The organism is bacterium, from assembly GCA_020440705.1.
Lineage (GTDB): Bacteria > Krumholzibacteriota > Krumholzibacteriia > LZORAL124-64-63 > LZORAL124-64-63 > JAGRNP01.
In genome coordinates this window covers 86600-97559 of record JAGRNP010000002.1, presented here as the reverse complement: position 1 = coordinate 97559, position 10960 = coordinate 86600, and the positions used below count along the sequence as shown (strand labels likewise).

Annotated in this window: 9 protein-coding genes; 7 read left to right on the top strand and 2 right to left on the bottom strand. The window is 66.7% G+C overall.

The annotated features are described in order from the left end of the window. Together KDM41_00895 and KDM41_00890 are read left to right on the top strand one after the other, a co-directional pair. A partial coding sequence (locus KDM41_00895; GenBank protein ID MCB1181966.1) for a hypothetical protein occupies positions 1 to 266 on the top strand: 266 nt, incomplete at its 5' end. Next, entirely contained in the window at positions 263 to 1024 is a 762-nt protein-coding gene (locus KDM41_00890; GenBank protein MCB1181965.1) for a hypothetical protein, read from the top strand. The genes KDM41_00895 and KDM41_00890, both read left to right, overlap by 4 nt. Here KDM41_00890 and KDM41_00885 read toward each other — a convergent pair. Both KDM41_00885 and KDM41_00880 read right to left on the bottom strand, forming a co-directional pair. Next, complete coding sequence (locus tag KDM41_00885; protein MCB1181964.1) at positions 1014 to 1184, bottom strand: hypothetical protein; 171 nt, start codon at positions 1182 to 1184, stop codon at positions 1014 to 1016. The two genes, KDM41_00890 and KDM41_00885, sit on opposite strands and share 11 nt — an antisense overlap. Before the next feature lie 20 nt (positions 1185 to 1204). Then, the gene (locus KDM41_00880; GenBank protein MCB1181963.1) at positions 1205 to 2710 is read right to left on the bottom strand and encodes a hypothetical protein; all 1506 of its coding nucleotides are present in this window, start codon (positions 2708 to 2710) and stop codon (positions 1205 to 1207) included. A 440-nt stretch (positions 2711 to 3150) separates the two neighbouring features. On the opposite strand from KDM41_00880, the gene KDM41_00875 reads away from it, so the two are divergent. Genes KDM41_00875 through KDM41_00855 form a run of 5 tightly spaced genes read left to right on the top strand, consistent with a single transcriptional unit; the run spans position 3151 to position 10954 of the window. Continuing rightward, positions 3151 to 5211, top strand: a complete 2061-nt coding sequence (locus KDM41_00875) for a serine protein kinase PrkA (protein ID MCB1181962.1) — start codon at positions 3151 to 3153, stop codon at positions 5209 to 5211. Between the two features lie 2 nt (positions 5212 to 5213). Beyond that, positions 5214 to 6566: a DUF444 family protein gene (locus tag KDM41_00870; protein ID MCB1181961.1), complete on the top strand. Its 1353-nt coding sequence runs from the start codon at positions 5214 to 5216 to the stop codon at positions 6564 to 6566. Positions 6567 to 6574: 8 nt separating this feature from the next. Then, positions 6575 to 8233 carry a SpoVR family protein gene (locus KDM41_00865; protein ID MCB1181960.1) on the top strand — a complete coding sequence of 553 codons (1659 nt, stop codon included), beginning with the start codon at positions 6575 to 6577 and terminating at the stop codon, positions 8231 to 8233. A 23-nt stretch (positions 8234 to 8256) separates the two neighbouring features. After that, positions 8257 to 10527, top strand: coding sequence for a serine protein kinase PrkA (locus tag KDM41_00860; GenBank protein ID MCB1181959.1), 2271 nt, complete (start codon positions 8257 to 8259; stop codon positions 10525 to 10527). Between the two features lie 4 nt (positions 10528 to 10531). Continuing rightward, positions 10532 to 10954: a secondary thiamine-phosphate synthase enzyme YjbQ gene (locus tag KDM41_00855; protein MCB1181958.1), complete on the top strand. Its 423-nt coding sequence runs from the start codon at positions 10532 to 10534 to the stop codon at positions 10952 to 10954. The last annotated feature ends 6 nt before the right edge of the window (positions 10955 to 10960 follow it).

Sequence of the window (10960 nt, the reverse complement as noted above, 5' to 3'; positions counted from 1 at the left end):
ACCGGCTGACCGAGGGGCAGCGCGAGGTGATCATCCTGCACCACTTCGTGGGGCTGGCCGTGCGCCAGATCGCCCACGTGACGAGGACGCCCCAGGGCACGGTGAACAGCCACCTGCGGCGGGGCAAGACGGCGCTGCGGCGCTGTCTCGAGGAGCATGGGCCGGAGCGGGGGCTGTCCGACGCGGCCCTGCGGATCATCCGGCAGGCCGCCGTCGACGATTCGGGGCTGCGGGTGGTCGACGGGAAGGACGAGGGCGACGCGTGAGTCGCCCTGCGCACGGGGACATCGCCAACGGTGAGAGCATGACGACGAACGCCTTCGACGACCTCATCCGCCGCGCCGCGCCGCCGGTGCCCGATCCCGGGCCCAGTCGGCGTCAGTTGCGGACGGTGCTGCATGCGCGCATGTGGCAGGTCGAACGGCGCCGGCAGCGGCGTCACCGCTGGGGCGTGGCCACGGCGGCCGTGCTCGCGTTCGTGATGGTGTACGGGGTGCAACCCCCGCAGCTGGGCAGCGACGACCTCGGCTTCACGGTCGAGACGAGCCGCGCGGTCACGGGGAACGAAGTGTCGCGGGTCGTCAGTCCGGTGCGCGGCAAACTCGGCGGCGCCGGCGACATCCGTGCGGCGGAGACGCTGCGCGAACTGGAGATCCAGCGCCTGATCGGCGAGGGCGTGGTGACCGGGTTGCAGGGCTACGCCGCCGACGGCCAGGCGGGCGTGCAGTGGTACCTGAGCGTCGAGCGGGAGATCGACGGCCGGATCATCCGGGACACGGAGGAGCCCAAGGAGATCAGCATCCCCTTCGCGCCCGTGCCCAGGGAGATCATGGTGGCCTTCCTGCGGAACCACCTCGACCGGTTCGACACGGACCTGGCCGCCGGCCGCCTTCCCGCCCGCGACATCGGCATCGTGACCGCCGACGGGATCAGGTTCGCCGTCCGGGCCTACACCGCCACCTTCCCCGACATCGGCGCCTTCACGTCCTACGTCGGAACCCCCGTGGGTGACGCTACCCGTTGATGTCCCAGTAGACCTCGACGTAGGCCACGGCCTGCTTCACCTGCGGCGCCTCCTCGGCGTCCGCGTCCTGCGGCTCGGAGCAGGGGCACTGGCACTCGCCCTCGGGCGCCTCGTCCGCATTCTTCACGACCTTGCTCTCGTCATCCAGCTTGCGATACATGCTGCGATTCCTTCCCCGGCTCAAACGAGCCGCGTGTTCTCCAGCCATTCCCGCCGCTCCGGCGGCAGTTCGGTGATCCGGACCATCAGGGCCAGGGTGGTTTCCGCGCGCGAGCGGAACCGTTCGCACACCTGCTCCGGCACGGAATCCTTCCCGGCGCCGGGTCGACCGCCGGCCAGCGCCGCGTAGCACACCGCGCACAGGCGCAGCGCCCAGCAGTCGCCGCAGCGGTCGGCGACCGCCGCGTGGAATTTCCGCTCGAGGGTGCGCACCGCCGCCGGATCGATGCCGCCCCGCGTCTTCAGGTCGCCGAGCACGATGCCGTCGCCCGTCCGCTCGCAGGGCTGCAGGCGGCCGTCGGCGGTCACGTGCAGCTTGCGGCGACCGGGCCGGCAGTTGCCGCCCGGCACCCAGGTGGGGCCGAGTTCGGCCCGCGACCGGTGGTGGAAGCGGATGAGATCGGGCTCGAACAGGGCGCGCACGACCGGGCTCAACTCGGCGCGGCGGCCGGCGGCGACGGCCGCGAACCACGTTTCCCGCGCGCGGTCGATCTGCTCCGGCACGGGCGGCAGCCCATGGGCGGCCTCCTGCGCCGGGGGCCACGCCTGCCCCGCCAGGTTCGCGAAGTTCACCCGCACGTGGGGCGCCGGCAGCCCCCGCCGCGCGAAGGGCGGCAGGTCGGCATAGAACCGCGCCACGGCATCCAGATCGACGGGCGGCGCCAGGGTCGCGACGAAGGACAGGCGCGCGGCGGCGGTCGCGTCGCGGTCGAGCAGCCGATCGAGGTTGGCCAGGATCCGCGCGCAGGTGGGCCGCCCCTCCCGGTCGCGGCGGTAGCGGTCGTGGATCGCCGGCGGCCCGTCGAGGCTGACCTGCACGTGCATGCGCTCGGCCGCCATCATGGCGACGGCCGCGTCGTCCCAGTCGCAGCCGTTGGAGTCGAGGGCCAGCATCGCCTCGGCGCCCCGCGGGTGGGCCCGCACCTGGGCCGTCACCGCCCGGATCAGGGCCGGGTGCCGCAGGGCCTCGCCGCCGTAGAAGCTCACGGTGGGCGGACGGTCGGGCCGGCAGCGATCGAGGAACCAGGCCACCGCGCGGCGGGCGGTCCCGAGGTCCATGCGGCGCGACGAGTGGGAACGCACCCAGTCCAGGCCGGCGCCGTGCACGCAGTAGGCGCAGCGCAGGTCGCACTCCTCGGTGACGGTCAGCACCAGATGTTCGAGGTCGCGGTCGCAGGCAGGATCGGGCGGGCGGGGCGTCAGGAGCGGGGCAACGCCGCGGAAGAGCCCGTCTTCGCGCTGCGCCCGGGCCAGGGCTTCGCGGGCGGCGGAACTTCCGGAGGTGTCGCCGGATGAGTCGCCTGACGAGTCTCCGGACGAGTCTCCGGACGAGTCGCCTGACGAGCCGCCGGACGTGCGTCCGGCCAGCAGGTCGGCCAGCTCGGGCGCGACGGCGACAAGGTCCTGGCGGGTGCGGTCGTAGGCGTAGGCACGCCCCGCGACGTCGAAGACATGGACGCCGTTCACGGAATGACAAACAGGTTGCCGTTCTGCGTGCATGGCCAACTCTGCGGGAAGGCTGCCCGGAATCTCCCGTCCCCCGCAAGTGGACGAAAGTGGGAGGAGGCCGCAGCGAGCACAACCCCCTCCCCTGGGCGAGAGAAAGCAGTATACCACAGCCCGTTGGGGCCCCGTCAACCCCCCTTGAAATCGGGGGCCGCCGAATGCGGTGGCCGTCCGGCGCGAATCTCCTTTCCTTCATGGCAAGAGCTGCTTCCGCGGCGTGCCCGGACCAGGGGGCCGACCCCGCATCTGATGCATCGACAGCACATTGACCCCGTCAGGCACGGTGCTTGCGGAAGGCGAGCCACAAGGATTGGTGCCGGCCGCGATGCCGGGCCCGCGCTTTTTTGATGAAGGCGCAGGTGATCGCGACCGGATCGTGACGGACCAGACGGGGGTCGATCATGCCTGAAGAGAACAAGAACGCGCTGCACAGCCACCTCCTGGCGCTGAAGAACGACGAGCGGGTCTTCGAGAACGCCTTCCAGGGCATCAGCCGGATGATCCTGGACAGCCCCATCGAGAAGGTCGTCGTCAACGGCAAAACCACCTACGACTTCAAGATCTTCCGCGACGGCAAGAAGCACATCGTCGGCATGTACGACGAGATCAACAGCTTCGTGTCGTACGTGAAGGACGCCGCCGAGGGCGGCTCGTCCAAGGAGATGGCGTACGTGCTGGTGGGCGAGCCGGGCAACGGCAAGACGTTCTTCGTGGAGTACGTCTCCAAGCTCTACCGCGAGTTTTTGAGCAATGATCGCAATCGCAAGTACAGCTTCCGGTTCACCGGGCTGGACAAAATCGGGTCATACGGCAAGATCACGTCCATCGAGAGCCAGACCTACGAGGACCCCGCCGTCCTGGCCATGAACCTGCTCGAGACCGCCGACCAGAGCCGCACCCACCTGGCCCGCAAGGTCGGCTTCAGCGACGAGCAGCTCGATCGGATGTACGACAACTACCGGCCCCTCGGCGCCTGCAGCGGCTACATCTGGGACGAGATCCGGCAGAAGTACGACGGCCGCATCGCCGACATGCTCAACCACGTCGAGATCTTCCCCGTGCCCCTGACCGAGAGCCTCGGCACCGTCACCGGCAAGTACCCGGCGAAGGACAAGATCACCTCCAGCGCCGTCGATCTGCTGGGCGAGGAGTCGATCCAGCGCCTGCTGCACATCACCGACACGAACAACCCGTACCGGTTCGACCTGCGCCGGGGCGCGCTGGCCCGCGTGGCCGGCGGCGGCATCCACTTCTCCGACGAGATGTTCAAGAACAAGAAGGACCTCGTGCAGGTGTACCTGGGCGTGATCCAGAACCGCACCATCGAGATCGACGGCTTCAAGTGGCCCATCGACACGCTGATCATCGCGACCAGCAACAACAGCGAGTTCAACCGCTTCCTGGCCGAGAAGGAGGAGGCGCCGATCGTCGACCGCTGCCGCATCAGCTACATCTCGCACAACACCAACTACCTGCTGCAGAAGCAGCTGACGCAGTATGCGATCGGCTCGGAAGCCAAGACGACCCTCACCCGCGAGAAGCTGCACCAGGATCCCAACCTGAACTACGCGGCCTCGGCGGCGGTCATCCTCACGCGGCTGCCCCACTCCGAGAAGCTGACGCCCATCGAGACCATGAAGCTCGCCGCGGGCGAGGTCGCCGGCGAGAAGAGCATCAAGGCCCTGGCCGAGGTCATCGACACCCTGAGCCAGGACACGGACATCACCAACCGCTTCGGCCAGAAGGGTCTCGGCCAGCGGAACCTCGGCCGCGCCATCCAGCTGCTGGTCGAGATGAGCGAGACCAACGAGGGCGAGTGCATGTTCGCCTACGACGTCTTCAAGACCGTCGAACGCGTCATCCTCGACTACGTGAACGACAACAACGACCGGGCCAAGTATCTCGAGGACCTGAAGATCGCCCGCGGCCTGTACCGCGAGCGGATCATGACCGAGATGTTCAACGCGTACATGGACGAGCCCCAGGCCATCCGCAAGGACGTGATGAACTACGTGAACATGATCATCGGCATCGACGCCGAACACCTCGGCCCGGACAAGATGTGGAAGTACAAGGATCCCCAGACGGGCGAACTGAAGGCCCTGAAGGTGGACGAGCGGTTCATCCGCAGCATCGAGGAGCGGCTGCAGTTGAAGACCGACGAGCAGCGCGAGACCTTCCGCACGTCGATCCGCAAGATCTACGGGCAGAAGATCGGCCTCGACCCGAACTACGACTTCATGGACAACCTCGAACTGGTGAAGGCCGTGACCGACGTGCGCCTGAAGAGCGACATCGCCGGCGCGGGCAGCCTCATCGGCGCCCTGGCCAACCGCACCAACGAGGAGAACCAGAAGCTGTACGACCGCATGATCGACACCATGCTGAACAAGCTCGGCTACTGCCGGACCTGCGCGCAGAAGACCATCGAATACTTCTGCACCCAGGAAGACGAGAACTGATCATGAAGCGGCGCTTCGAGGAGAAACCGGCGGCGCCCGGGGACCACGACGTCCCCGCGGCGCCCGTGCGCCCGGACTTCACGCCCGGCGTCGACGTGATCCACCGCGTGTGGAACACGCCCTACGTCTTCGGCGACCTGACCTTCATCCAGGCCATGGGCACGCCGCGCGGCAACTACACCGCGCGCATCGGCTCGCTGGACGAGCTCATGGAGCGCGACCAGCAGCGCGAGGAGGACGGCTTCCCGCGCAAGATCCGCGTCGGCAAGCTCGTCAAGCCCAGCAAGGGCGGGGCGCAGAAGAAGGTCATCGTGGTGCCGAGCACCGTCGAGGAGAAGTTCGTCCACGACCCCAACTACCGGCAGGACGAGGAGGGCGGCGGCGCCGGCGGCAGCGGCGAGGGCGCCGAGGGCGAGGTCATCGGCGAGCAGCCCGTGCGCCCCCAGGAGGGCGAAGGCGAGGGCGGCGGCGCCGGTCCCGGCCAGGGCGAGGGCGCCAGCCACGAGATGGAGTCCAACGCCTACGACCTCGGCCGGATCCTGACCGAGCAGTTCTCCCTGCCCAACCTGCGCGACAAGGGCAAGAAGCGCTCGTTGACGCGGTTCTCCTACGACCTGACCGACCGCAACCGCGGCTACGGCCAGCTGCTCGACAAGAAGGCCACCCTGCGCCAGATCGTCGAGACCAACATCGCGCTCGGGCGCCTGCATCCCGGCGAGGCCATCGACCCGAGCGAATTCCTCATGGCGCCGCGCGACAAGGTGTACCGCATCCTGTCCAAGGAGAAGGACTTCGAGTCCCAGGCGGTGGTGTTCTTCCTGCGCGACTACTCGGGCTCCATGAGCGGCAAGCCCACCGAGGTCGTCGTCAGCCAGCACGTGATGATCTACAGCTGGATCCTCTACCAGTACGCCGGCCAGGTCGAGTCGCGCTTCGTGCTGCACGACACCGAGGCCAAGGAAGTGGAGGACTTCTACACCTACTACAACAGCCGGGTCGCGGGCGGCACCAAGGTCGCGGCCGCCTTCCGCCTCGTGAACGAGATCGTGCGGAAGGAGAACCTGGCCCGGGACTACAACATCTACGTCTTCCACGGCACCGACGGCGACGACTGGGACACCGAGGGCAAGGAGTCGATCCCCGAGATCGAGAAGATGATGACCTATGCCAGCCGCATCGGCGTGACCATCGCCGAGAACAGCTACGGCACGCCGGGCGAGACCGAGGTGGAGAAGTACCTGAAGGCGTCGGGGCTGCTCGAGAGCAAGCCGGGCCTGATCCGGCTGGACGTCATGAGCGAGAGCGCCGAGGAGCCGCGCATCATCCAGGGCATCAAGGCCCTGATCAGCGATTAGGAAGCCGCATGCAGCTGATCGACCAGCACGCCAAGGCCATCATGGAGGGTTGCAAGGAGCGCGCCCGCGATGCCGGGCTGCGCTTCGACGACGAGTCGCTCGAATACGTGGTCACCAACCGCGACATGCTCGAACTCTCGCCCAAGGTCATGATCCCGACCATGTACGACTACTGGGTGCACGACGTCGAGGTCCTGCACGGCAAGGGCCGCTACGAGCTGTACCCGAGCAACCCGTTCGAGACCGTGATCAACACGCGGCCGGCCATCAGCTTCTACAACGACAACAACCCCGACTGGCTGAACGTGATGATCTTCTACCACGTGATCGGCCACATCGACTTCTTCCAGAACAACCTCTACTTCCGGCACACCTGGGACGACGACTTCGCCGGCCAGGCCCTCGCCGACAAGCGCACCATCGCGCGGCTGCGCTCGGAGAAGGGCCGCTGGGTCGACTACGTGATCGAGTTCGCGCGCAGCATCGACAACCAGGTCGACTACCACGGCGTGCTCGCCGACCTGCACCGGCCCCGCCGCAACGGCGTCTCGGGCCGGCTCGACTACTACTTCGACGTCTTCCTGCAGGACGAGAAGAAGGTCAACGTCAACGACTACGTGCAGGAGATCGAGCGCTACAACCGCGCGGTCAAGGCCAACCCCGCCGGTGGCGAGGACGAGTTCTTCAGGGAGGTCGCCGGGCGCCATCCCGAGTTCGCGGCCATGCAGGACAAGGCCGCCGGACGCACCCGTGAGCGCGGTCGCGACCTCATGCAGTTCCTCATCGACCACAGCGAGTTCCTCGACCGCGAAGAGAACAAGTGGATGAAGTCCATCCTCGAGATCGTGCGCAAGACCTCGCTGTACTTCCAGCCCCAGATCCGCACCAAGATCATGAACGAGGGCTGGGCCAGCTACTGGCACGAGACGCTCTTCATGCGCGACGACCGCATCGCCGGCCACGAGGTCGACTTCGCCCGCGTCAACGCCGCCGTGACGGCCATGCCCCGCGTGGGCCTGAACCCCTATGCCCTGGGCATGCGGCTGTTCTACTTCATCGAGCAGGCGGCGAACAAGGGGCGCTACAGCCAGCAGTTCCTCGGCCTGCTCGACCGCGAACAGCGGCAGGCGTTCGACCTGGGCACCGGCACCGGGCAGGACTACATCTTCGCCGTGCGCGAGAACCTGAACGACTTCCTCTTCGTGCAGAACTTCATCGAGCAGGACTTCGTCGACCTCAACCGGCTCTTCGTGGCCGACAAGGTGCTCGACGAGCAGCGCATGGTGTGGCGGTGGTACGTCAAGAGCCGCAGCGCCGTCGACTACAAGGCCATGGTGAAGGAGCAGCTCTATCACCCGCCGCACGTCACCATCGACCTGGCGCAGACGAAGCCGGGCGAGCTGTGCCTCGAGCACCACTTCGAGGGCAAGCCGCTGGTGAAGGAGTTCGTGCACAACACGATGCTGGGCCTCGAGTTCCTGTGGGGCGGCAAGGTCACCCTGGAGACGACCGAGGTCAAGTCGGTCAAGAAGCCCGACCGGCCGCAGCAGCCCACGCTGCCGGGCATGGGCCCCGCGCAGCCCGACGCCGAGCCCGAGCCGAAGATCGAGTGGCAGCGGGTGCGCTACACCATGAAGGACCGCAAACTCAGCAAGGGACTGGTCTAGCCGTGGAACACGTGCGCCGAGCCATGCTCGAGCTCGAGGAGAGCCAGCGGAACCGCGATCGCGCCCGCACGATCTCCTTCGAGGAGTTCCTCGTCGAGGTGCGCCACGCGCCGGAGCGCATGATCCGCAACGTGCACCAGGTCTTCCACGACATGGTGCGCACCTACGTGGGCGAGGGCTTCGACGAGTACCCCGAGGACCCCGAGTCGATCAACTTCATCTCGTACGACTGCCACGACCTCTTCGTCGAGGGCACCGACCAGCCCTTCTTCGCCGACCGCATCTTCGCCAACCGGCTGATGGGCATGATTGACGCCTTCCGCGGCGGCGCGCAGCAGAACAAGATCTTCATCTTCGACGGCCCGCCGGGGTGCGGCAAGTCGATCTTCCTGAACAACCTGCTCCGCAAGTTCGAGGAGTACGCCAACAGCCCGGACGGCCTGCGCCACGAGATCGTCTGGCGCCTGGACAGCGCCGTGCTCGAGCAGCACGGGCTCCAGGACGGCTCGCCGGTGCTCGAGAAGCTGGCCCACCTGCTCGACGGCGCTGAGGAAACCGACCACCTGAGCGAGGTGGCCGAGGCCCACCAGCCGCGACTGCACAAGGGCTACCTCGAGGTCCCCTGCCCCAGTCACGACAACCCGCTGCTGATCATCCCCAAGGAGCAGCGCCCGTCGTTCTTCGACAACATCTTCGAGAACGACGAGTTCAAGTGGAACCTCAGCTACGGCAAGGAGTACGACTGGGTCTTCCGCGACCGGCCGTGCACCATCTGCACGAGCCTCTACAACTCCCTGCTGCACCGGCTCGGCGACCCGGCGCAGGTCTTCCGCATGATCCACGCCCGGCCGTTCCTCCTGAACCGCCGCCTCGGCGAGGGCGTCAGCGTGTTCAACCCGGGCGACCGGGTCACGCGCCAGCCCGTGCTGACGAACCCCCAGCTCCAGAAGCGCATCGGCAACCTGCTGCAGGACAGCAACGCCGTCCGCTACCTCTTCTCGCGCTACGCCCGCACCAACAACGGCGTCTACGCCCTGATGGACATCAAGGGCCACAACAAGGACCGCCTGCTCGAGCTGCACAACATCATCAGCGACGGCGTGCACAAGGTCGACGAGATCGAGGAGAACGTGAATTCCCTCTTCCTCGGCGTCATGAATCCCGAGGACAACAAGAACATCCGCGGCTTCCAGTCGCTCACCGACCGCATCGAGTTCATCAACATCTCGTACGTGCTCGACTCGTCGACCGAGGTCGAGATCTACAAGAACATCTTCGGGCACCACATCGGGGAGAGCTTCCTGCCGCGCGTGCTCGAGAACTTCGCGCGGGTGATCATCTCGAGCCGCCTGAACGAGAAGTCGCAGGCCCTGCTCGACTGGATCGAGGACCCGTCCAAGTACGAGCGCTACTGCGACGAGAACCTGCACCTGCTGAAGATGGCCATCTACACCGGCGTCATCCCGGCCTGGCTCGACGACGAGGACCGCCACGCCTTCAACGCCAAGCGGCGGCGCAAGATCATCGCCGAGGCGGAGACCGAGGGCCACACCGGCTTCAGCGGTCGCGACAGCATCGACATCTTCCACGACCTGTACTCGAACTACGCCCGCGAGGACCAGTTCATCACCATGGACACCCTGTGCGGCTTCTTCACCAAGGGCCGCCCGGAGCTGGCGAAGCAGCTGCCCAAGGGCTTCCTCGATTCCGTGCGCAAGATGTACAACTACCAGATCCTGCAGGAAGTGAAGGAGTCGCTGTACTACTACAACGAGGACCAGATCGCCCGCGACATCATGAACTACGTCTTCGCCCTGAACTACGAGACGGGCACCACGGCCACCTGCACCTACACCGGCGAGCGCCTGGAGATCACCGAGACCTACCTCGTCTCCATCGAGAACCACCTGCTCGGCCACGACGTGCGCGAGGGCCGGCGCAAGGAGTTCCGCGAGGAAACCCAGCGCGAGTACACGAGTCGCACCCTCACCCAGGAGATCATGGTCGAGGACAAGCGGATCGGGGACACCGCCCTCTTCGCCGACCTGCACAAGCGCTACGTGTTCAACCTGAAGGAGAAGGTGCTTGAGCCATTCCTGCAGAACGAGAACTTCCGTCGCGCCCTGAAGGACTACGACTCCGAGGACTTCCGCACCTACGACAAGCGCGTGCGCGAGGACGTGACCTTCCTCATCAACAACCTCACCGAGCAGTTCGGCTACACCGAACAGGGCGCCCGCGAGATGTGCATCTACGTGGTGGACAACGACCTCGCGGAGGCGTTCGAGGACTGAGAGCATGCGATCCCACCGCCAGGTCCTGACCCTCGAGATCCCCGCCCGCATGGACTTCGTGAACATCACGCCCGAGGTCGAGGCCGCCGTGCGCGAGAGCGGCGTCCGGGAGGGCCTGTGCCTGGTCAACGCCATGCACATCACCGCCAGCGTCTTCATCAACGACGACGAGCCGGGTCTGCACGAGGACTACAGGCGATGGCTCGAGAAGCTGGCGCCCTTCGACGCCAGCCCGGCCGCCTACCACCACAACCGCACCGGCGAGGACAACGGCGACGCCCACCACAAGCGCCAGATCATGGGCCGCGAGGTCGTGGTCGCCATCACCGACGGCCAGCTCGACTTCGGCACGTGGGAGCAGATCTTCTACGGCGAGTTCGACGGCCGGCGCCGCAAGCGGATCCTGATCAAGATCATCGGCGAGTAGGCGGCG